The following is a 21,028-nucleotide window of genomic DNA, read 5'->3' as shown; positions in this document are numbered from 1 at the left end:
TGCCGGCATGTCATTTGTGAGCAATCTGGAACATGAATACGAACAGGTCAAAGCCCGGGTCGACGGGCTGCTGGCCAGGCTCGAACTGGCCTGGAAAAAACTCCGTAGCGAGCTTGAGCCGGCGGAGCTGCAGGCGATCGTGCAACTGCTGCAGCGCGCCCATGACCAGGCGCAGTACGCCCTGATTCATGGCGACTTGCCCCCCGGTCAGGCGCCGGTGCCCTGGGAGCTGGCCCACGGCCTGTCGGTCCTGCACCTGGGCAACGCCAAGCCCTTGCCACAAACGGTGGCCGAGCTGCAGACCCAGGTGATGAAGGACGGCACCCTGCTGGGTTGTCGCCAGTGGGAGCTGCTGGACCTGCGCTGGAGCGAGGCCTTGCTCAACTGGATCGAGAACCTGCGCAAGCACGCGACCTTCGGCACCACCCCGGCGCTGATCGAGATGGCCGACAACGTGCTGCTGGACATGGCCGGGGACTGGGGCACCGGCTACTTCCAGCCCAACTCGGCGGCGCAACGTGTGGCGGACCTGATCAAGCAGGACCAGGCGGATTTCACCGTCCACCTGGGAGATGTGTATTACGCCGGTACCGGCAGCGAAGAGAACGCCGACCTTGCCGATTGGCCCATGGGCCGCCAGGCGTCATTCAGCCTCAACTCCAACCATGAAATGTACAGCGGTGCCCATGGCTACTTTGCCGAGATCGCCGCGCTGTTTCCCAAGCAGCAAGGCACCAGCTACTTCGCCCTGTTCAACAGCCACTGGCTGATCGTCGGCCTGGACAGCGCCTATGCCGCCGACGAAATGAACCTGTACATGGATGGCAACCTCAATCCACCGCAACAGCAATGGCTCAAGGACCTGGTGGCCAGCAAGGGGCAGGGGCGCAAGATCATGCTGCTCAGTCATCACCAGGGGCTGGATATCAGCGGCCAGCAGCAGACCGCGCTGTACAAGCAGGTGGTCGCGGCCCTGGGCCGGGTGCCGGACTACTGGTACTGGGGGCACCTGCACAACGGCATCTGCTATGCGCCCAAGGACGGCATGTACGGGCGCTGCATCGGCCACGGGGCGATTCCCTATGGCGTCACCCGCGAATTGAAAGGCAACCCTCAGGTGCTGTGGTCGGAAACCCTGTCGGCGGATGATCCGAACTACCCGCTGCGGGTGCGCAACGGTTACGTGAGGGTGAAGCTGGATGGGGCGCAGATCAGCGAAGACTTCATTGGCGAGACCGGCGCGGTCAGTTGGTCACTGCCTCGAAGGCCCTGAACCCCCTGAAACCCTGTAGCCGCTGCCGAGCCCGCGAGGCTGCGACAAGGTCCGCAGGACCTTGCTTGACGGTCTCCCGCCGGACCTCAAGCGTTCTCAAGCTCGCTACGTCGCAATCCCGCCCAAGCCGTTCGCAGCCTGCGGCAGCGGCTACACCAACCCTGTAGCCGCTGCCGAACTCCTGCGGTGTCAGCCGGTGACCGGCACGCCCTTGAGATAAGGCGCCGGTTCAGCGCCGAGGTTGCTCAGCATGCGCTCGCTGTACCAGTCGACGAAGTTGACCACGCCGAACTCATAGGTCTTGGAGTACGGACCCGGCTGGTAGGCGGTGGAGTTGATGCCGCGCTGGTTTTCTTCCGCCAGGCGCCGGTCCTGGGCGTTGGTGGCGTCCCACACCTGACGCATGCGCTCGACGTCGTAGTCCACGCCTTCCACCGCGTCCTTGTGCACGATCCACTTGGTGGTGACGATGGTTTCCTGAGCGCTGATGGGCCACACGGTGAACACGATGATGTGGTCGCCCATGCAGTGGTTCCACGAATGCGGCAGGTGCAGGATGCGCATCGAGCCCAGGTCCGGGTTCTTGATCCGCCCCATCAGCTTGGCGCAGCCCTGCTTGCCGTCCAGGGTCATGGACACGGTGCCCTTGAGCAGGGGCATGCGCACGATGCGATTGCGCAGGCCGAAGCTGGCGTGGGCGTAAGGGATCTTCTCGGCTTCCCAGGCGGCGGCGGAAGCGGCCACATGGTCCTTGAACGCCTGGTCGGCCCGCGGGTCGGTGACGTCGTCCCATTCCAGCAGGGTTTTCAGCAACTCGGGGTGCGAGCCGACGCAGTGGTAGCACTCGCGGTTGTTCTCCAGTACCAGCTTCCAGTTGGCCTTTTCATGCAAGGTGGTCTGCACCGCCACCTTGGTGTTCTCCATGTCGTAGGGCTCCATGTAATGGGCCAGGGTCGCCAGGAAGTCGTCGATGGCCGGCGGATTCTCGGCCAGGGAAATGAAGATGTAGCCGCCGGCGGTCTTCACGTTCACCGGTTTCAGGCCGTATTGCTTCATGTCGAAGTCGGCGCCCATCTCGGTGCCGGCGAACAGCAGGCGACCGTCCAGTTCGTAGGTCCACTGGTGGTAGTGGCAGACCAGCTTGGCGACCTTGCCCTTGTCGCTGGTGCACAGCCGCGAGCCGCGGTGGCGGCAGACGTTGTGGAAGGCGTGGACCACACCGTCGGCGCCGCGGATGACGATGATCGGGTTCTTGCCGATCTGCAGGGTGATGTAGTTGCCCTTGGTGGGGATCTCGCAGGTCATGCCGGCGATCAGCCATTCCTTCTGGAAGATCTCCTGCATGTCGATATCGAACAGCCTGTCGTCGCAGTAGAAAGGCTGCGGCAGGGAGAAGGTCCGCTCGCGCTCCTGCAGCATCTGTGCAGTGGCCTTGCGTGCAGGTTCCAGTGGATCGCCCAAGCTCAGGGTTGCGGTGACGTCCATCGTTCAAGTCCTCATGGCCGTTCTGTGCGGCCGGCGAATTAAATAGTGGCTACGGTGGGTGCTACGCAAGTCACGAAAAATCGGTTGTCGTGTTTGAGGCGAGTGTGGGTCCGCGGGCGCCTTGAACCTTATCCATGGGCGACATGGCCCAATCTGTTCCCGACGGGGGAGCCCCTGTAACTGGGGGCTGGTCGCGATAAGCATGTGAATGTCGCAGATAGGTAAATGGGCGCGAGAAGCCTTACGCAGAATCGCTGACAAGACGCCGACAGTCGGCCGTGGAGAACAGCATGTCCAACACCTTCCTCAACCCGGTAACCACCCAGACCTGGGCCAATGGCCGTCACATCGTCCGTTGCGTCAAAGTCATCCAGGAAACCTGGGACGTGCGGACCTTCTGCTTCATGGCCGACCAGCCGATCATGTTCTTCTTCAAGCCCGGGCAGTTCGTCACCCTGGAGCTGGAGATCGAAGGCCAGCCGGTGATGCGCTCCTACACCATTTCCAGCTCGCCGTCGGTGCCCTACAGCTTCTCGGTGACCATCAAGCGCGTGCCGGGGGGCAAGGTCTCCAACTGGTTGCACGACACCTTGCATGAAGGCCAGGAACTGGCGGTGCACGGGCCGGTGGGGCTGTTCAACGCCATCGATTTCCCCAGCCCGAAAGTGCTTTACCTCAGCGGCGGCGTCGGCATCACCCCGGTGATGTCCATGGCGCGCTGGTTCTACGACACCAACGGCAACGTCGACATGGTGTTCATCCACAGCGCCCGCTCACCCAAGGACATCATTTACCACCGCGAGCTGGAGCACATGGCCTCGCGGATCGACAACTTCAGCCTGCACCTGATCTGCGAGAAACACGGCCTGGGCGAGCCCTGGGCCGGCTATCGCGGCTACCTGAACCACAAGATGCTGGAGCTGATGGCCCCGGACTTCCTGGAGCGGGAAGTGTTCTGCTGCGGACCGACGCCCTACATGAATGCGGTCAAGCGCCTGCTGGAAGCTGCCGGTTTCGACATGGCGCGCTACCACGAGGAATCCTTCGGCGCGACCCCGCCCGAAGCCCGGGCCGACGCCGTGGAACACGCGGAACAGGCGGCCGAGGCGCCGGAGCCGGACCTGGCCGATCTGCATCAGGTGGAGTTCACCGCCTCCGGCAAGAGCATCCGCGTGGCCCCGGGGGAAACCGTGCACGCGGCCGCAGCCAAGCTCGGCCTGATGATCCCCAAGGCCTGCGGCATGGGCATCTGCGGCACCTGCAAGGTGCTCAAGCTGGGTGGCGAAGTGGTGATGGAACACAACGGCGGGATCACCGAGGAAGACGAAGCCGAAGGCTACATCCTGTCCTGCTGCAGCGTGCCCAAGGGTGACGTGCGGGTGGAGTTCTGATCGCCGGCAAGCCGGCTCCTACACCCATCTGCTGTAGAAGCCGGCTTGCCAGCGAACAGGGACAACCCGGCTACTGATACAACGCCGGTCGCCGATCCAGGTGCACATGGTTATGTTGACTGATGGACTTGTGCCAGGCCTGGGCCAGGTCCAGCTCCGCCAGCAGCAACTGCTGCCCGTTTTCCCGATTCTTTCCCGCCAGCGGATAGCCATCGGCATCGACGATGGTCGAGCCGCCCACCCAGTTCACCCCGCGCTCTTCGCCGCAGCGGTCGCAGGCGGCGATGAACATCCGGTTGACCGCCGCGTTGGCCTGGACCCGGACCATCTCCGCCGGCCGCTCGCTGGGCGGGCGCGGGCCGTCCGGCCAGTTCACCGGCGCGCACAAAAGCGCGGCCCCGGCCAGGGCCGGCAGGCGCACCCATTCGGGGAACTCCAGGTCGTAGCAGATCATCATGGCGATCGGCCCGAAGCGGGTGGGCACCACGGGGGGCGGCTCGTCGCCCGGGGTGAAGATCAGGTTCTCCCGGTCCCACAGGTGCGCCTTGCGATACACCGTCAGCGTTCCTTCAGGCTCGATCAGGGCGGCGCTGTTGGCCACCCGCTGATCGTCCAGGCGCTCGCAGAAGCCGCCGACAATCACCACCTGCAGTTCTTCGGCCAGGGTTTTCCACAGGCTCAAGGTCGGCCCGTCGAGGCTTTCCGAAAGCGCCAGGGCTTCTTGCAGGTCGCGGAACACGTAGCCGCTCTGCACCAGCTCCGGCAGCACCACCACCTGGGCGCCGCGGGCGGCGGCCTGGCGGATGGCCTCGGTGCTGAGGGTACGGTTGTAGTCCAGGTCGCCGATTCGTGGTGCCAGTTGCTGGCAGGCCACTTTCAGGGATGTCTGGGGGATCATTGCGCGCCTCCTTCCAGTTGCTGTTCGCTGGCCTGGATGGCCAGGCGTTCGGCTTCCAGGTCCAGGTTGCGGGTCAGCGCCCAGTAGACCAGCCCGGCCACCGCCAGGCCAATCACGAAGGCAATGTCGGCGCCGCCCAGGGCCTGGGACAGTGGGCCCTGGTAGAAGCTCAGGGACATGAACGGCACCATCGCCAGCAAGCCGAGGAAGTAGGCCAGCAACCCGGCGCTGGACCAGCGGCCATAAATGCCGGCGTGATTGAAGATGTGGCTGATGGCGTAGCGGCCTTTGCGCACCAGGTAGAAGTCCGCCAGGTTGACCGCGGTCCAGGGCACCAGGAAGTACAGCATCAGCAAGACAAAGGTGTTGAAGCTGCCCAGGTAGCTTTCGGGAATGTTCATGGCGATCAGGAAGATCACCACCGCCACCAGCAGGATGCCGGTTACCCGGCTCTTGAGGGTGGGCTTGATCGACTTGAAACCGTCAATGGCGCTGATGCCGGTGAGCATGGCGCCGTAGCAGTTGACCGCCATGATGCCCACCAGTGCCGGCACCGCGATCAGCACGGTGAAGGTGCCGAAGCCGGGAATCAGGGTGTTGCCCACTTCGCGCACGCTGGCAATGGCGTCCGGCGAGGGCAGGGCGGACGCCAGGAAGGCCCCCAGGGACATCAGCCACAGGGCCGAGCCGGCGGCGCCCAGGTAGGTCCAGAAAATCACCTGGCGCGACGGCGTCTGGTGCGGCAGGTAGCGCGAATAGTCGGAGACGTACACCGAGTAGCTGATCTGGTAGCCGGCGGCGGCCGACAGCTGGATCAGGAACGCCGACCAGGAAAACTGCGGGTCGGCCAGGGCCGAGTCGGCCTGCAAGGTCAGCAGGGCGCTGACGGTGAGCACCGCGAACACGCTGATCATCACGTAGGTCAGCCAGCGCTGCACGGTGTGCAGCAGGTCATGGCCGACCACCGCGATCAGCACCGCCACGGCGATCATCAGGCTGTACCAGGGCGCCCGGGCCCCGGGAATCACCGTGTTGATGGCGTCGGTGGCGAGGATCACGTTGAACACGTTGAAGCCGATGTAGACGAACACCACCGCGGTGAACGGCACGATGGCGCCCCGCAGGCCGAACTGGGCGCGGGACTGGATCATCTGCGGCAGGCCCATGCGCGGGCCCTGGTTGGCGTGGAAGGCCATGCAGAAGGTGCCCAGGCACACGCCAATGACGATCGCCAGAATGGCGTAGGGCAGGGCCAGGCCCAGGGCCGCGCCGGTGAAGCCGGTGACCATGGTGGTGAGCACGAAATTGCCGGTGAACCAGAACGGTCCCTGGTGCCAGACCTTGCCGTGGCGTTCGTTGCGCGGCACGTAGTCGATGGAACGGGTTTCGATCGCAAGGCCAGGAGACTGGGCCTTTTCGGTGACGCAAGACTGAGTCGTCATGGGTGGAGCCTTTGTTTTTATAGGTCGACCCCGGAGTCTCGGATAAAGGTGGCGGATGTTGAATCAGCAGGGGCAAATAATCAGTTCAGGAATTTGTGAACTGATGCTTTCGCTGGCCAGCCAGTTCCCATGGAGGAGGGCGTGTCGTTGTAGGAGCCGGCTTGCCGGCGAAGGCGCCCGTGAGATCGGCGCCTGGCTTGGGGCCTGTTCGCTGGCCAGCCAGCTCCTACTGGGCTGGAGGTGCGCTGGCCGTTGCAGGAGCCGGCTTGCCGGCGAAGGCACCTGTGAGACCGGCGCCCGGGTTGCGGGCCTGTTCGCTGGCCAGCCAACTCCTACATGCGAAGGGGGTGGGTCAGGCGCTCATGACGGTGCGGATGTCCGCTGCCAATTCGCGCACGCGCTCTTCTTCGGTGTCCCAGGAGCACATGAAGCGCGCGCCGCCCTTGCCGATGAAGGTGTAGAAGCGCCAGCCCCTGGCGGTCAGGGCGGCAATCGCCGGTTCCGAGAGTTGCAGGAACACGCCGTTGGCCTGCACCGGGAACATCAGCTCCACGCCAGGGATGTCGGCCACCAGTTGGGCCAGCAACTGCGCGCAGTGGTTGGCGTGGCGGGCGTGCTTGAGCCAGGCGTCGTTTTCCAGCAGGCCGACCCAGGGCGCGGAGAGAAAGCGCATTTTCGAGGCCAGCTGGCCGGCCTGTTTGCAGCGGTAGTCGAAGTCTTCCGCCAGCTTGTGGTTGAAGAACAGGATCGCTTCACCCACCGCCATGCCGTTTTTCGTGCCGCCAAAGCACAGCACGTCGACGCCGGCCTTCCAGGTCAGCTCCGCTGGGGTGCAGCCGAGGAAGGCGCAGGCGTTGGAGAAGCGCGCGCCGTCCATGTGCAGGTTCAGCCCCAGTTCCTTGCAGGTGGCGCTGATGGCACGGACTTCTTCCGGGGTGTAGACGCTGCCCACTTCGGTGGCCTGGGTCAGGGTCACCACCCGCGGCTTGGGATAGTGGATGTCCTGGCGCTTGAGGGCGATCTCGCGGATCGATTCCGGGGTCAGCTTGCCGTTCTGGGTGCCGGCGATCAGCAGCTTGGAACCGTTGGAGAAGAACTCCGGGGCGCCGCATTCGTCGGTTTCGACGTGGGCGGTTTCCGAGCAGATCACGCTGTGATAACTCTGGCACAGCGACGACAGGGCCAGGGAGTTGGCGGCGGTGCCGTTGAAGGCGAAGAACACTTCGCAGTCGGTTTCAAAGAGCTTGCGGAAATGATCGGCGGCGCGAGCGGTCCACTGATCGTCGCCGTAAGCGCGCTCGTGGCCGTGGTTGGCCTGCTCCATGGCGGCCCAGGCTTCAGGGCAGATGCCGGAGTAGTTGTCGCTGGCGAACTGTTGGCTTTTGTCGGTCATGGCCGGCTTCCGTGTAAGAGAGTTCCGTGGTCGATGATGGTGCGCACTTTACCCAAGAACAATGGCCGAGCACACGCTCTGTTTATGCCGGAATAATGCAGGGCCCATAAGGATTTATGCGTGATGCGATGCTGAAAACCGACAACTGCCAGCGCGATGGGGCGCTGGATGCGCTGAAGTGGTTGGCGCTGCTGAGCATGGTGCTGGATCACCTGCGGTATGTGGGCCTGAGCCTGGACTGGCTGTATGTGCCGGGGCGGCTGGCGTTTCCCTGGTTCTGTCTGGCCATGGCGGTGAATCTGACGCGCTTGGGCGAGCGTGCCGGGCGCCCGTCCGGGCAATGGCGCTACCTGGGCTGGCTGCTGCTGTTCAGCGCGCTCAGTGAGATTCCCTATCGCCTGTTCGTGCCTGATCCCGACACCTTGAATGTGCTGCCGACCCTGGCGCTGGGCTTGCTGGTGGCCCGGGGCTGGCAGCAGCGTGGGGGACTGGCCTTGGCGCTTGGCCTAGTGGCCCTGTTGCTGGCGCTGGGTTTGTCCCGCTGGCTGATGTTTGGCGCCTTCGGGGTGTTGCTGCCACTGGCCTTGCTGCTGGTGCTGCGTCGCCCCTGGTATTTCAGCCTGTTGCCCGGGGCCTTGTGCCTGGCGGCCAACCAGTGGGAAACCTTGTTCCCGGCGGCGCGCCTGGGCAATCCGGTGGCGACCTGCGGTATTGCCGTTTGTCTGCTGGCGCCGTGGCTGGGAGTGAGGCTGCTGCGGGGGCTGCGTGGCAGGTCGGTGCCGGCCATGCGCCGCTGGGCCTACCTGCTGTACCCGGCGCACTTTCTCCTGCTGCTGGCCCTGCGCCAACTCCTGTAGCCGCTGCCGCAGGCTGCGAACGGCTTGGGCGGCATTGCGACGTAGCAGACGCGGCGATCTTGAGGGCGTAGAGGTGTGGCTGGAGATCGCCAGGCAAGGTCCTGCGGACCTTTGCGCAGCTTCACAGGCTCAGCAGCGGCTACAGGGGCAGGCGCCTTTCGCCTGCGGCCCGGACCTGTGCTGCGCCGCAAGGTGTCGATCCAGAGCCTTCGCCTGGCTGTGGCCCGAGGCATTTATCTCCGTGCGCCAAGGCATGTCGTAAACGCACCTTTGCGTGGCGTCCATAGGCATTTGAGTTCCCCTTGCCGGTCATACCATCGCATCCAAAGGGCGCAGCTTTAAGGCTGGCCTCACCGAGACGAAAGGCGCAGCGCCGCCGCTGGGAGAGACGTGATGTTCAGCAAGCAAGACCAGATCCAGGGTTACGACGATGCACTGCTGGCGGCGATCAATGCCGAGGAACAACGCCAGGAAGATCACATCGAGCTGATCGCGTCGGAGAACTACACCAGCAAGCGGGTGATGCAGGCGCAAGGCAGCGGGCTGACCAACAAGTACGCCGAAGGCTATCCGGGCAAGCGCTACTACGGTGGCTGCGAGCATGTGGACAAGGTCGAGGCCCTGGCCATCGAGCGCGCCAAGCAGCTGTTCGGCGCCGATTACGCCAACGTCCAGCCGCACTCCGGTTCTTCCGCCAACAGCGCGGTGTACCTGGCCCTGCTGCAGGCCGGCGACACCATTCTCGGCATGAGCCTGGCCCATGGCGGTCACTTGACCCACGGCGCCAAGGTGTCGTCTTCGGGCAAGCTGTACAACGCCGTGCAGTACGGCATCGATACCCGCACCGGGCTGATCGACTACGACGAGGTCGAGCGTCTGGCCGTGGAACATAAGCCGAAGATGATCGTCGCTGGCTTCTCGGCCTACTCCAAGACCCTGGACTTCCCGCGTTTCCGGCAGATCGCCGACAAGGTCGGGGCGCTGCTGTTCGTCGACATGGCCCACGTCGCCGGGCTGGTGGCCGCCGGTCTGTATCCCAACCCGCTGCCCTATGCCGACGTGGTCACCACCACCACCCACAAGACCCTGCGCGGTCCCCGTGGCGGCCTGATCCTGGCCAAGGCCAACGAAGAGATCGAGAAGAAACTCAACGCCGCGGTATTCCCCGGCGCCCAGGGCGGCCCGTTGATGCACGTGATCGCCGCCAAGGCGGTGTGCTTCAAGGAAGCGCTGGAGCCCGGGTTCAAGGCCTACCAGCAACAGGTGATCGACAACGCCCAGGCCATGGCCGGCGTATTTATCAAACGCGGCTACGATGTAGTGTCCGGTGGCACCGACAACCATCTGTTCCTGGTCAGCCTGATCCGTCAGGGCCTGACCGGCAAGGATGCCGACGCCGCCCTGGGCCGCGCCCACATCACCGTGAACAAGAACGCCGTGCCCAACGACCCGCAGTCGCCGTTTGTCACCTCCGGCCTGCGCATCGGCACCCCGGCGGTCACCACCCGCGGATTCAAGGTCACCCAGTGCACCGAACTGGCGGGCTGGATCTGCGACATCCTCGACCACCTCGGCGATGCCGACGTCGAGGCCAATGTCGCGCGCCAGGTGGCAGCCCTGTGCGCTGATTTCCCGGTTTACCGCTGAGAGCCGCAACTGGAGCAATGACTATGCAACGCTATTCGGGCTTCGGCCTCTTCAAGCACTCTCTCAGCCACCATGAAAACTGGCAGCGCATGTGGCGCACGCCGACCCCGAAGAAGGTCTATGACGTGGTCATCGTCGGCGGTGGCGGGCATGGCCTGGCCACGGCCTACTACCTGGCCAAGGAACACGGCATCACCAACGTCGCGGTGGTGGAAAAAGGCTGGCTGGGCGGCGGCAACACCGCGCGCAACACCACCATCGTGCGTTCCAACTACCTGTGGGACGAGTCGGCGCAGCTCTACGAGCACGCCATGAAGCTGTGGGAAGGCCTGTCCCAGGACCTCAACTACAACGTGATGTTCTCCCAGCGCGGGGTCTACAACCTGTGCCACACCCTGCAGGACATCCGTGATTCCGAGCGTCGGGTCAGCGCCAACCGTCTCAACGGCATCGATGGCGAGCTGCTCAACACCCAGCAGGTGGCGGATGAGATCCCCTACCTGGATTGTTCGAAAAACACCCGTTATCCGATCCTCGGCGCCACGGTCCAGCGCCGTGGCGGCGTGGCCCGTCACGACGCCGTGGCCTGGGGCTTTGCCCGGGCTGCCGACGCCCTGGGCGTGGACCTGATCCAGCAGACCGAAGTCATCGGTTTTCGCAAGGAAAACGGCGTGTGCATCGGCGTCGAGACCAACAAGGGCTTTATCGGCGCCAAGCGCGTCGGCGTGGTCACCGCCGGTAACTCCGGGCACATGGCCAAGCTCGCGGGCTTTCGCCTGCCGATCGAATCCCACCCGCTGCAAGCGCTGGTGTCGGAGCCGATCAAACCGATCATCGACAGCGTGATCATGTCCAACGCGGTGCACGGCTACATCAGCCAGTCGGACAAGGGCGACCTGGTGATCGGCGCCGGTATCGACGGCTGGGTCGGCTACGGCCAGCGCGGCTCCTACCCGGTGATCGAGCACACCATCCAGGCCATCGTCGAGATGTTCCCGATCCTTTCCCGGGTGCGCATGAACCGCCAGTGGGGCGGCATCGTCGACACCAGCCCGGACGCCTGCCCGATCATTTCCAAGACCCCGGTGCCGAACATGTTCTTCAACTGCGGTTGGGGCACCGGCGGCTTCAAGGCCACCCCGGGCTCGGGCAATGTGTTTGCCGCAAGCCTGGCCAAGGGCGAGATGCATCCATTGGCCGCCCCTTTCTCCATCGACCGTTTCCACAACGGTGCGCTGATCGACGAACACGGCGCTGCTGCGGTCGCCCACTAAAAGGACAACTCCCTATGTTGCATATCTTCTGTCCTCACTGCGGCGAGCTGCGCTCCGAAGAGGAATTCCATTCGTCCGGCCAGGCCCACATTCCCCGGCCCCTGGACCCCAACGCCTGCACCGACGAGGAGTGGGGCGACTACATGTTCTTCCGCGACAACCCCCGCGGCCTGCACCACGAGTTGTGGATTCACGCCGCCGGTTGCCGCCAGTACTTCAACGCCACCCGCGACACCGTGACCTACGAAATTCTTGAAACCTACAAGATAGGCACCAAACCGCAGTTCACCGCCAAGGCTGCTGGAGAGAAGGTATGAGCCAGACCAATCGCCTGTCCAACGGCGGACGCATCGACCGCAACAAAGTCATCACCTTCACCTTCAACGGCCAGAGCTACAAAGGCTTTGAAGGCGACACCCTGGCCTCGGCCCTGCTGGCCAACGGCGTGGACATCATCGGTCGCAGCTTCAAGTACTCCCGGCCCCGGGGCATCTTCGCCGCGGGCTGCGAAGAGCCCAACGCGGTGCTGCAGATCGGCGCCACCGAAGCCACCCAGATCCCCAACGTGCGCGCCACCCAACAGGCGCTGTACCAGGGCCTGGTGGCCACCAGCACCAACGGCTGGCCCAGCGTCAACAACGACATGATGGGGATTCTCGGCAAGGTCGGCGGCAAGCTGATGCCGCCGGGCTTCTACTACAAAACCTTCATGTACCCGCAATCGTTCTGGATGACCTACGAGAAGTACATCCGCAAGGCGGCGGGCCTCGGTCGCTCGCCTACCGAGAACGATCCGGACACCTACGACAACATGAACCAGCACTGCGACGTGCTGATCGTCGGCGCCGGCCCGGCCGGCCTCGCCGCCGCCCTGGCCGCTGCCCGCAGCGGCGCCCGGGTGATCCTGGCCGATGAGCAGGAAGAGTTCGGCGGCAGCCTGCTGGACAGTCGCGAAAGCCTGGACGGCAAGCCGGCGGTGGAGTGGGTGGCCAGTGTGGTTGCCGAGCTCAAGTCGCTGCCGGACGTGTTGCTGCTGCCACGGGCCACGGTCAACGGCTACCACGACCATAACTTCCTGACCATCCACGAGCGCCTCACCGATCACCTCGGCGACCGCGCGCCGATCGGCCAGGTGCGCCAGCGTATCCACCGGGTCCGCGCCAAGCGCGTGGTGCTGGCCACCGGCGCCCATGAGCGGCCGCTGGTCTACGGCAACAACGACGTGCCGGGCAACATGCTGGCCGGCGCGGTGTCCACCTACGTGCGCCGCTACGGCGTGGCCCCGGGCAAGAAACTGCTGCTGTCCACCAACAACGACCACGCCTACCGCGTGGCCCTGGACTGGCTCGACGCCAGCCTGCAAGTGGTGGCCATCGCCGATGCGCGGCACAACCCCCGCGGCGCCCTGGTGGAAGAAGCCCGGGCCAAGGGCATCCGCATCCTCACTTCCAGTGCGGTGATCGAGGCCCGTGGCAGCAAGCACGTGACCGGCGCGCGCGTAGCGGCCATCGACGTCAAGGCGCACAAGGTCACCAGTCCCGGCGAATGGCTCGACTGCGACCTGATCGCCAGCTCCGGCGGCTACAGCCCGGTGGTGCACCTGGCCTCGCACCTGGGCGGCAAGCCGGTGTGGCGCGAAGACATCCTCGGTTTCGTGCCCGGTGAGGCACCGCAGAAGCGCGTGTGCGTCGGTGGCATCAACGGCGTCTACAGCCTCGGCGACACCCTGGCCGACGGTTTCGAAGGTGGCGTGCGCGCCGCCAGCGAAGCCGGGTTCCAGAGCGTCGAGGGCGTGTTGCCCAAAGCCCTGGCCCGCCTGGAAGAACCGACCCTGGCGCTGTTCCAGGTGCCCCATGAAAAAGGCACCGCTCGCGCGCCCAAGCAATTCGTCGACCTGCAGAACGACGTCACCGCCGCCGCCATCGAACTGGCGACCCGCGAGGGCTTCGAATCGGTGGAGCACGTCAAGCGCTACACCGCCCTGGGCTTCGGCACCGATCAGGGCAAGCTGGGCAACGTCAACGGTCTGGCCATCGCCGCTCGTTCGCTGAACGTCAGCATTCCGCAGATGGGCACCACCATGTTCCGCCCGAACTACACGCCGATCACCTTCGGCGCCGTGGCCGGCCGGCACTGCGGGCACATCTTCGAGCCGGTACGCTTCACCGCGCTGCACGCCTGGCACGTGAAGAACGGCGCCGAATTCGAAGACGTCGGTCAGTGGAAGCGCCCTTGGTACTTCCCGAAAAACGGCGAAGACCTGCATGCCGCGGTCAAGCGTGAATGCCTGGCGGTGCGCGACAGCGTCGGCCTGCTGGACGCCTCGACCCTGGGCAAGATCGACATCCAGGGCCCGGACGCCCGGGAGTTCCTCAACCGCATCTACACCAACGCCTGGACCAAGCTCGACGTGGGCAAGGCCCGCTACGGCCTGATGTGCAAGGAAGACGGCATGGTCTTCGACGACGGCGTCACCGCCTGTCTGGCCGACAACCACTTCCTGATGACCACCACCACCGGCGGCGCGGCGCGCGTGCTGCAGTGGCTGGAAATCTACCAGCAGACCGAATGGCCGGATCTCAAGGTGTACTTCACCTCGGTCACCGACCACTGGGCCACCATGACCCTGTCGGGCCCCAACAGCCGCAAGCTGCTGAGCGAAGTCACCGACATCGACCTGGACAAGGACGGCTTCCCGTTCATGACCTGGAAGGAAGGCCTGGTGGGCGGCGTGCCGGCGCGGGTGTTCCGTATCTCCTTCACCGGCGAGCTGTCCTACGAGGTCAACGTCCAGGCCGACTACGCCATGGGCGTGCTGGAGCAGATCGTCGAGGCTGGCAAGAAGTACAACCTGACCCCCTACGGCACCGAAACCATGCACGTGCTGCGGGCCGAGAAGGGTTTCATCATCGTTGGCCAGGACACCGACGGCTCGATGACCCCGGACGACCTGAACATGGGTTGGTGCGTGGGCCGGACCAAGCCGTTCTCGTGGATCGGCTGGCGCGGGATGAACCGGGAAGACTGCGTGCGCGAGGAGCGCAAGCAACTGGTGGGCCTCAAGCCGATCGACCCGACCCAGTGGCTGCCGGAAGGCGCGCAACTGGTGTTCAACCCCAAGCAGGCGATCCCGATGAGCATGGTCGGTCACGTGACCTCCAGCTATGCCCACAACTCCCTGGGTTATTCCTTTGCCCTGGGCGTGGTCAAGGGCGGCCTCAAGCGCCTGGGCGAGCGGGTCTTCGCGCCCCTGGCCGATGGCCGGGTGATCGAGGCGGAAATCGTTTCCTCGGTGTTCTTCGACCCCAAAGGCGACCGCCAGAACATATGACATGAACCCGGGCACGCACCCTGTAGCCGCTGCCGCAGGCTGCGCCAAGGTCCGCAGGACCTGCCCGGGAGGCAAAACCTTGCGCCCGGTTCCCAAGCGACCGCAGCCCCTGGCAGCGGCAACCGGAACCGGACCACAGAATAAAGGACAGGTGCTCCATGACCGCAGTCAACGTTTACCAACAGCGCCCCACCACCGGGGCCAAGGCCGAGTCGCCCCTGCACCACGCCGACCTGCCGAGCCTGGTGGGCAAGGGCCGCAAGAACGCCGGTGTGATCCTGCGCGAGAAAAAACTCCTCGGTCACCTGACGATCCGTGGCGACGGCCACGACCCGGCCTTCGCCGCCGGGGTGCACAAGGCCCTGGGCATCGAATTGCCGGGCGCCCTGAGCGTGGTGGTCAAGGGCGAGAGCAGCCTGCAATGGCTGGGCCCGGATGAGTGGCTGCTGATCGTGCCCAGCGGTGAAGAATTCGCCGCCGAGCAGAACCTGCGGGCTGCCCTGGGCGACCTGCATATCCAGATCGTCAACGTCAGCGGCGGCCAGCAGATCCTCGAACTGTCCGGCCCCAACGTGCGCCAGGTGCTGATGAAGTCCACCAGCTACGACGTGCACCCCAACAACTTCCCGGTGGGCAAGGCGGTGGGCACGGTGTTCGCCAAGTCGCAACTGGTGATCCGCCGCACCGGCGAAGACACCTGGGAGCTGCTGGTACGCCGCAGCTTCTCCGATTACTGGTGGATGTGGCTGCAGGATGCCGCCGCTGAATATGGCCTGAGCGTGCAGGCCTGAACCCTAATCCTGTGGCCGCTGCCGCGGGCTGCGACAAGGCTCGAAGAGCCGCCCCCTGCGGGGCCGAGCGCAGCCTTCGGCAGCGGCTACAGTGCTTTCGTCAACAGGAGCCCATCTGATGAGCCGCGCCCCCGATACATGGATTCTCACCGCCGACTGCCCCAGCGTGCTCGGCACGGTGGACGCGGTGACCCGCTTTCTGTTCGAGCAGGGTTGCTACGTCACCGAGCACCACTCCTTCGATGACCGGCTCTCGGGTCGCTTCTTCATCCGCGTGGAATTTCGCCAGCCCGACGGCCTCGACGAACAGGGCTTTCGCCAGGGCCTGGCCGAGCGCGCCAAAGCCTTCGCGATGAACTTCGAACTGACCGCACCGCACTATCGGCCGAAGGTGGTGATCATGGTCTCCAAGGCCGATCACTGCCTCAACGACCTGCTCTATCGTCAGCGCATCGGCCAGTTGCCCATGGACGTGGTGGCGGTGGTGTCCAACCACCCGGACCTCAAGCCCCTGGCCGACTGGCACCAGATTCCCTACCACCACTTCCCCCTCGACCCCAACGACAAGCCGTCCCAGGAGCGTCAGGTGTGGCAGGTGATCGAGGACTCCGGCGCCGAACTGGTGATCCTTGCCCGCTACATGCAAGTGCTGTCGCCGGAGCTGTGCCGCAAGCTCGATGGCAAGGCGATCAATATCCACCACTCGCTGCTGCCGGGCTTCAAGGGCGCCAAGCCTTATCACCAGGCCTACAACAAGGGTGTGAAACTGGTGGGCGCCACCGCGCACTACATCAACAACGACCTGGACGAAGGCCCGATCATCGCCCAGGGCGTGGAGGTGGTGGACCACAGTTACTACCCTGAAGACCTGATCGCCAAGGGTCGCGACATCGAGGGCCTGACCCTGGCCCGGGCAGTGGGCTACCACATCGAGCGGCGGGTGTTCTTGAACGGCAACCGCACGGTGGTGCTCTGATGATTCTTGGGGCTGCTGCGCAGCCCTTCGCGAGCAAGCTCGCTCCTACAGGCGTTGCGCCTGTTTGCGTGAAAACGATTTTGAAAACGAAACAGCATCCGTACCCGAGCAATCCACGTGTTTCCCCCTTTGGGTAACGCGGTTCCATAACAACAACAGCGAGGTGAAAGCATGTCTGGTAATCGTGGTGTCGTGTATCTGGGCAGCGGCAAGGTCGAGGTACAGAAAATCGACTATCCAAAAATGCAGGACCCGCGCGGCAGGAAGATCGAGCACGGCGTCATCCTGCGCGTAGTCTCCACCAACATCTGCGGCTCGGACCAACACATGGTCCGCGGCCGTACCACCGCCCAGGTCGGCCTGGTCCTGGGTCATGAAATCACTGGCGAAGTGATCGAGAAGGGCAGCGACGTCGAGAACCTGAAGATCGGTGACCTGGTGTCGGTGCCGTTCAACGTCGCGTGCGGGCGCTGCCGTTCCTGTAAGGAACAGCACACCGGGGTCTGCCTGACCGTCAACCCGGCCCGCGCTGGTGGCGCCTACGGCTACGTCGACATGGGCGACTGGACCGGTGGCCAGGCCGAGTACGTGCTGGTGCCTTACGCCGACTTCAACCTGCTGAAACTGCCGGATCGCGACAAGGCCATGGAGAAGATCCGCGACCTGACCTGCCTCTCCGACATCCTGCCCACCGGTTATCACGGCGCCGTCACCGCCGGCGTTGGCCCGGGCAGCAGCGTCTACATCGCCGGTGCCGGCCCGGTCGGCCTGGCAGCCGCTGCGTCTGCGCGCCTGTTGGGGGCGGCGGTGGTGATCGTCGGCGACGTCAACCCGGTGCGCCTGGCCCACGCCAAGGCCCAGGGGTTTGAAATTGCCGACCTGTCCAAGGACACCCCGCTGCACGAACAGATCGCCGCCCTGCTGGGCGAGCCGGAAGTTGATTGCGCGGTGGACGCCGTGGGCTTCGAAGCCCGTGGCCACGGCCATGCCGGTGCCCAGCACGAGGCCCCGGCCACCGTGCTCAACTCGCTGATGGGCGTGGTACGCGTAGCGGGCAAGATCGGTATTCCCGGACTGTACGTCACCGAAGACCCGGGCGCGGTGGACGCCGCGGCGAAGATGGGCAGCCTGAGCATCCGCTTCGGCCTGGGCTGGGCCAAGTCCCACAGCTTCCACACCGGCCAGACCCCGGTGATGAAGTACAACCGCCAACTGATGCAGGCCATCATGTGGGACCGCATCAACATCGCCGAAGTGGTGGGCGTGCAAGTCATCAGCCTCGACGACGCACCGCGCGGCTATGGCGAGTTCGATGCCGGCGTGCCGAAGAAATTCGTCATCGACCCGCACAAGCTGTTCAGCGCTGCCTGAGGACCGTCAGCCTTTGGCTTGAAGCCTGCCAATAACGAAAAACGCCGCCTTCTCTTGCCGAGAACGCGGCGTTTTTTCTGTGGCGAGGGAGCAAGCTCCCTCGCCACATCCAGCGGTTGCAGTCAGGCGATCAGCGTGGCGCGCAAGCGCCGTCCCAGCACATCCATCAGGTCGCAGCCATCGCGCAGGGGAATGGCGCAGAGCTGGGCCAACTCCTGGACCAGTACCGGGTCCTTGCCCAGCGCATCGCTCAAGGCCAGTTGCTCCAGGACCTGGGTCACGGCACGGATACGGAAGGCGGCGGCTTCATGGAGCACATCCAGCGGTGCCTGGGTATCGATCAGTAGAGAGGGAATGTTGCAGTCGTGGCCGGTGATCGGCATGTAACGGTTCATGGAAAGTTCTCCGCAGTTCAGTGAGAACCGCCACGGATTCGTCGCCAAACGATGGGTGGCAGCTGTACGCAGGTTGGCGAACCGGGAACTTGCGGAACCGGCAGACCCGAAGGTCTCCCACGCACAGCTGCCATAACGGCAACGTTGCGGGTGCAGAACATCCTGCCAGCAAAGCAAGACGCTTCTGACCGAAGTTCATCGGGTCGCCAAACCCGGTCGCTATTTGAGCGACCGGCGGACTATAAGCCGCCGGTGCGTGAGGCAGCAAGGCGTTGGGGGGTGGATGTCTTGCAGGAGTTGTCGGTTGTTCGGCGAGTGCTCGGTAACGGTTGCGGATGGTGAGTCAATAGCCCCTGCCCGGGTAGTCGAACCAGTGTTCGCCTCTCAGGATTTCCTTTATGTCGGTCTCGGCCAGGATGCCTGGCGCATCCCGCTGGAAGCGTGAGCGCCACTGGGGCAGCCACCAGTAGTTCAGCGCCGTGCCTCTTGGTATCAGCACCAGGGTCAGGACGGGGCGGTCCATGGCCCCGCGCTGATACAGCTGGTGGCTGCGGTCCATGAGGTCCAGGTAGTAGTCGAGTGGCAGGGACAGCATCAGGGCCGTGGTGTGCACCTTTTCGGTCTGGGTTCGCTGTGGGTCCTGCAGCAGGTTCAGGGCTTCGCAGTAGTAACGCTCGGGTTGGCGGGCGAACGGCTGGGCCTCGGCAACGCCAAGAATGCCCAAGGCGCTGCCGTCGTCGCGCCAGTCGGCTCCCTGGCGGTCGCTGAAGTGCTGGCGGATAAAGCCGCTCAGGGGGCCCGGGGCCGTGTCGGCGCATTGGCTGCTATCGACCGGGGTGCCGATTCGCCAGAGCAAGACGGCGATTGCCAGGGCCAGCAGCAGGCCGCTGTAGAGCGCAGCTTTCATAAGAGTCCGTTCTGTTGATGGCGCCAGGCGAGGCGGGGGCTTGCATGGCAGGCAAGGGCCTGCCTGCAAGGACGCGGCGGGAGGGCCTGGGCGCGGAGTTTACCCTGACGGCGTTCGCGGGCAAGCCCGTTCCTGCGGTAGCAGGTGCCTGTTACAGCGCCGCCAATTGCCCCTGGTACAACACCGGCCCGGTGGGTTGCCCAGTAGGTGAGCCGCCGTGGGGTTCCAGGCTCACCGCGAGGGCGATCGGGGTGCCCAGCAGTTCGCGCTGGGCCGGGCTCAGGTTGATCTTGCCTTGGCCGCCGACCGGCACCACGCCGAGGGAAATCGGCTGGCCGTCGGCAGGGATCGCCCAGAGTTCCAGGCTGCGGTCCAGGCCGATGGCCGCCAGGGTCAGGGGTTCGACTTGCAGGTACTGGGCATGGGCCTTGATCCGCAGGGCCGGTTGCTGGTCGGCGCTGAGCAGGGTGGCGCTGTAGCGCACCTGGTCGCTCTGCTGGATAAAGCCGATGTACAGGGTCGCCAGCACGGCGCAGGCGGCAAGCGCCAGGCGCAGGCGCATCCACAGCGGTTTCTTCTGCGGTACGTGCAGCACTTGCGGTTCGATGCGTGCCTGGATGCCCGCCCAGACCCGTTCCGGCACCGCGGCTTCAGGCAGGGCTTCGGTCAGGCTGGCGAGGCTTTCCTGCCACTGCGCCAGTTCTTCGCGCAGCGCCGGGTCGTCCAGCAGGAGCATTTCGAAGCGCCGGCGGGCGGCGCCCTGCATCAGGCCGATGGCGTAGTCGGCGGCCAGGGCGCGGCGGCGTTCAGGGGTTCGATAGTTCATGATTCAAGGCACCGGCGCAGGCGTTCCATGCCCCGACGAATCCAGGATTTGACCGAGCCCAGGGGCGCGGCCAGGTGTTCGGCCAGCTCCGAGCAGGACAGGCCCTGGAAGTAGGCCACGGTGATGGATTGGCGTTGCATGCCGTCGAGGCTGTCCAGGCAGCGGTTCAGGGCCCGGGCGGCGCGGGCGCTTTCCAGTTGGTCGTGGGCCGAAGGGCTTTGATCCTCCAGCTGTTGTTCTTCGAGTTCGCCCAGGGGCCGTTCGCGCTGTTTGCGCAACTGGTCGATGGCCTGGTTGCGGGTGATGTTGACCATCCAGGTCAGGGGCGCGGACAGGTGCGGCTGGTAGCGCACGGCGTTGTTCCAGATGCGCACGAAGCTTTCCTGCAGCACTTCCTCGGCCAGATCGCGACGGCCCATGAAGCGCAGGGCGACGCCATGCAGGCGCGGGGCAACCATGCGATAGAGGGTTTCGAAGGCCCGGCGATCACCCAGTGAACACTGGGCCAGCAGGTGCCGCAGCTGATCGGTGTCGAGGCTCGAGATGGCGATTCTCCTGACAGGAACTGGGACAAGGGCCAGCGACAAGCGCCGACTGACGCAGCCAGAGATTAGTCCAGGGTGGGTGGTTGTTCCATTCACGTCCTGCTGCCTCATGCCGGAGCCCGAAGGTGGCGCTTGTGGACGATATACGCAGCAGCAGCGCAGCTGGATGCAGGCGCCGGACGGCAGGGCAGGCGCTGGAACATTCGCCTGGGGTTTCAGTCAAAAC

At 64.8% G+C, this 21,028-nt stretch carries 18 protein-coding genes; 10 read left to right on the top strand and 8 right to left on the bottom strand.

Features of this window, described 5'->3' with window-relative positions; genetic code table 11:
• Positions 1-7 precede the first annotated feature (7 nt).
• A complete protein-coding gene (locus tag DWF74_RS13265; protein ID WP_102861991.1) occupies positions 8-1,273 on the top strand; it encodes a metallophosphoesterase family protein in 1,266 nt (421 codons plus the stop codon).
• Between the two features lie 189 nt (positions 1,274-1,462).
• On the opposite strand, the gene gbcA is transcribed toward DWF74_RS13265, so the two are convergent.
• Positions 1,463-2,758 carry a glycine-betaine demethylase subunit GbcA gene (gene gbcA / locus DWF74_RS13260; protein WP_102861990.1) on the bottom strand — a complete coding sequence of 432 codons (1,296 nt, stop codon included), beginning with the start codon at positions 2,756-2,758 and terminating at the stop codon, positions 1,463-1,465.
• A 290-nt stretch (positions 2,759-3,048) separates the two neighbouring features.
• Here gbcA and gbcB point away from each other — a divergent pair, with 290 nt between their 5' ends.
• Positions 3,049-4,149, top strand: coding sequence for a glycine-betaine demethylase subunit GbcB (gene gbcB, locus DWF74_RS13250; protein ID WP_102861988.1), 1,101 nt, complete (start codon positions 3,049-3,051; stop codon positions 4,147-4,149).
• Between the two features lie 70 nt (positions 4,150-4,219).
• Here the strand turns inward: gbcB and DWF74_RS13245 are convergent, their stop codons facing one another.
• The 3 genes from DWF74_RS13245 to DWF74_RS13235 all read right to left on the bottom strand — a co-directional run bounded on the left by DWF74_RS13245 (position 4,220) and on the right by DWF74_RS13235 (position 7,882).
• The gene (locus DWF74_RS13245) at positions 4,220-5,047 is read right to left on the bottom strand and encodes a nitrilase-related carbon-nitrogen hydrolase (RefSeq protein WP_102861987.1); all 828 of its coding nucleotides are present in this window, start codon (positions 5,045-5,047) and stop codon (positions 4,220-4,222) included.
• Positions 5,044-6,489: a purine-cytosine permease family protein gene (locus DWF74_RS13240; RefSeq protein ID WP_115581106.1), complete on the bottom strand. Its 1,446-nt coding sequence runs from the start codon at positions 6,487-6,489 to the stop codon at positions 5,044-5,046. The genes DWF74_RS13245 and DWF74_RS13240 overlap by 4 nt, the downstream gene beginning before the upstream one ends.
• A 352-nt stretch (positions 6,490-6,841) precedes the next feature.
• The gene (locus tag DWF74_RS13235) at positions 6,842-7,882 is read right to left on the bottom strand and encodes a low specificity L-threonine aldolase (RefSeq protein ID WP_115581105.1); all 1,041 of its coding nucleotides are present in this window, start codon (positions 7,880-7,882) and stop codon (positions 6,842-6,844) included.
• Positions 7,883-7,998: 116 nt separating this feature from the next.
• Here DWF74_RS13235 and DWF74_RS13230 point away from each other — a divergent pair, with 116 nt between their 5' ends.
• From DWF74_RS13230 to fdhA, 8 genes are all read left to right on the top strand, one after another.
• Positions 7,999-8,739, top strand: coding sequence for a TraX family protein (locus DWF74_RS13230; RefSeq protein WP_115581104.1), 741 nt, complete (start codon positions 7,999-8,001; stop codon positions 8,737-8,739).
• Between the two features lie 393 nt (positions 8,740-9,132).
• On the top strand, positions 9,133-10,386 hold the full coding sequence (locus DWF74_RS13225; RefSeq protein ID WP_047289636.1) for a serine hydroxymethyltransferase: 1,254 nt from the start codon (positions 9,133-9,135) through the stop codon (positions 10,384-10,386).
• A gap of 23 nt (positions 10,387-10,409) precedes the next feature.
• A complete protein-coding gene (locus DWF74_RS13220; protein ID WP_060841439.1) occupies positions 10,410-11,660 on the top strand; it encodes a sarcosine oxidase subunit beta family protein in 1,251 nt (416 codons plus the stop codon).
• 14 nt (positions 11,661-11,674) lie between these two features.
• Positions 11,675-11,977, top strand: a complete 303-nt coding sequence (locus DWF74_RS13215) for a sarcosine oxidase subunit delta (protein ID WP_011063902.1) — start codon at positions 11,675-11,677, stop codon at positions 11,975-11,977.
• Positions 11,974-14,991, top strand: coding sequence for a sarcosine oxidase subunit alpha (locus tag DWF74_RS13210; RefSeq protein WP_115581103.1), 3,018 nt, complete (start codon positions 11,974-11,976; stop codon positions 14,989-14,991). The genes DWF74_RS13215 and DWF74_RS13210 overlap by 4 nt, the downstream gene beginning before the upstream one ends.
• A 158-nt stretch (positions 14,992-15,149) precedes the next feature.
• Positions 15,150-15,782: a sarcosine oxidase subunit gamma gene (locus DWF74_RS13205; RefSeq protein WP_016964293.1), complete on the top strand. Its 633-nt coding sequence runs from the start codon at positions 15,150-15,152 to the stop codon at positions 15,780-15,782.
• Between the two features lie 118 nt (positions 15,783-15,900).
• Positions 15,901-16,758: a formyltetrahydrofolate deformylase gene (gene purU / locus DWF74_RS13200; RefSeq protein WP_047306415.1), complete on the top strand. Its 858-nt coding sequence runs from the start codon at positions 15,901-15,903 to the stop codon at positions 16,756-16,758.
• Between the two features lie 171 nt (positions 16,759-16,929).
• Positions 16,930-18,129 (top strand): formaldehyde dehydrogenase, glutathione-independent, encoded by a 1,200-nt coding sequence (gene fdhA, locus DWF74_RS13195; RefSeq protein ID WP_047289632.1) that lies wholly within the window; start codon positions 16,930-16,932, stop codon positions 18,127-18,129.
• A 122-nt stretch (positions 18,130-18,251) separates the two neighbouring features.
• Here the strand turns inward: fdhA and DWF74_RS13190 are convergent, their stop codons facing one another.
• From DWF74_RS13190 to DWF74_RS13175, 4 genes are all read right to left on the bottom strand, one after another.
• Entirely contained in the window at positions 18,252-18,524 is a 273-nt protein-coding gene (locus DWF74_RS13190; RefSeq protein ID WP_102861982.1) for a hypothetical protein, read from the bottom strand.
• A 343-nt stretch (positions 18,525-18,867) separates the two neighbouring features.
• Entirely contained in the window at positions 18,868-19,431 is a 564-nt protein-coding gene (locus DWF74_RS13185; protein WP_115581102.1) for a hypothetical protein, read from the bottom strand.
• A 151-nt stretch (positions 19,432-19,582) separates the two neighbouring features.
• On the bottom strand, positions 19,583-20,257 hold the full coding sequence (locus DWF74_RS13180; protein ID WP_115581101.1) for an anti-sigma factor: 675 nt from the start codon (positions 20,255-20,257) through the stop codon (positions 19,583-19,585).
• Entirely contained in the window at positions 20,254-20,898 is a 645-nt protein-coding gene (locus DWF74_RS13175; protein ID WP_240322049.1) for a sigma-70 family RNA polymerase sigma factor, read from the bottom strand. The genes DWF74_RS13180 and DWF74_RS13175 overlap by 4 nt, the downstream gene beginning before the upstream one ends.
• Positions 20,899-21,028 lie beyond the last annotated feature (130 nt).

Source organism: Pseudomonas protegens, assembly GCF_003363755.1.
Lineage (GTDB): Bacteria > Pseudomonadota > Gammaproteobacteria > Pseudomonadales > Pseudomonadaceae > Aquipseudomonas > Aquipseudomonas danubii.
Note: the sequence above shows the minus strand (reverse complement) of the source record. Positions and strands in the feature narration are given on the sequence as shown.

Coding starts and splice junctions, on each gene's coding strand:
- DWF74_RS13205 (WP_016964293.1), top strand. CDS start 15,150: ATGACCGCAGTCAACGTTTACCAACAGCGCCCCACCACCGGGGCCAAG.
- fdhA (WP_047289632.1), top strand. CDS start 16,930: ATGTCTGGTAATCGTGGTGTCGTGTATCTGGGCAGCGGCAAGGTCGAG.
- DWF74_RS13265 (WP_102861991.1), top strand. CDS start 8: ATGTCATTTGTGAGCAATCTGGAACATGAATACGAACAGGTCAAAGCC.
- DWF74_RS13185 (WP_115581102.1), bottom strand. CDS start 19,431: ATGAAAGCTGCGCTCTACAGCGGCCTGCTGCTGGCCCTGGCAATCGCC.
- DWF74_RS13225 (WP_047289636.1), top strand. CDS start 9,133: ATGTTCAGCAAGCAAGACCAGATCCAGGGTTACGACGATGCACTGCTG.
- DWF74_RS13245 (WP_102861987.1), bottom strand. CDS start 5,047: ATGATCCCCCAGACATCCCTGAAAGTGGCCTGCCAGCAACTGGCACCA.
- gbcB (WP_102861988.1), top strand. CDS start 3,049: ATGTCCAACACCTTCCTCAACCCGGTAACCACCCAGACCTGGGCCAAT.
- DWF74_RS13230 (WP_115581104.1), top strand. CDS start 7,999: ATGCGTGATGCGATGCTGAAAACCGACAACTGCCAGCGCGATGGGGCG.
- DWF74_RS13215 (WP_011063902.1), top strand. CDS start 11,675: ATGTTGCATATCTTCTGTCCTCACTGCGGCGAGCTGCGCTCCGAAGAG.
- DWF74_RS13220 (WP_060841439.1), top strand. CDS start 10,410: ATGCAACGCTATTCGGGCTTCGGCCTCTTCAAGCACTCTCTCAGCCAC.
- gbcA (WP_102861990.1), bottom strand. CDS start 2,758: ATGGACGTCACCGCAACCCTGAGCTTGGGCGATCCACTGGAACCTGCA.
- purU (WP_047306415.1), top strand. CDS start 15,901: ATGAGCCGCGCCCCCGATACATGGATTCTCACCGCCGACTGCCCCAGC.
- DWF74_RS13180 (WP_115581101.1), bottom strand. CDS start 20,257: ATGAACTATCGAACCCCTGAACGCCGCCGCGCCCTGGCCGCCGACTAC.
- DWF74_RS13235 (WP_115581105.1), bottom strand. CDS start 7,882: ATGACCGACAAAAGCCAACAGTTCGCCAGCGACAACTACTCCGGCATC.
- DWF74_RS13240 (WP_115581106.1), bottom strand. CDS start 6,489: ATGACGACTCAGTCTTGCGTCACCGAAAAGGCCCAGTCTCCTGGCCTT.
- DWF74_RS13190 (WP_102861982.1), bottom strand. CDS start 18,524: ATGAACCGTTACATGCCGATCACCGGCCACGACTGCAACATTCCCTCT.
- DWF74_RS13210 (WP_115581103.1), top strand. CDS start 11,974: ATGAGCCAGACCAATCGCCTGTCCAACGGCGGACGCATCGACCGCAAC.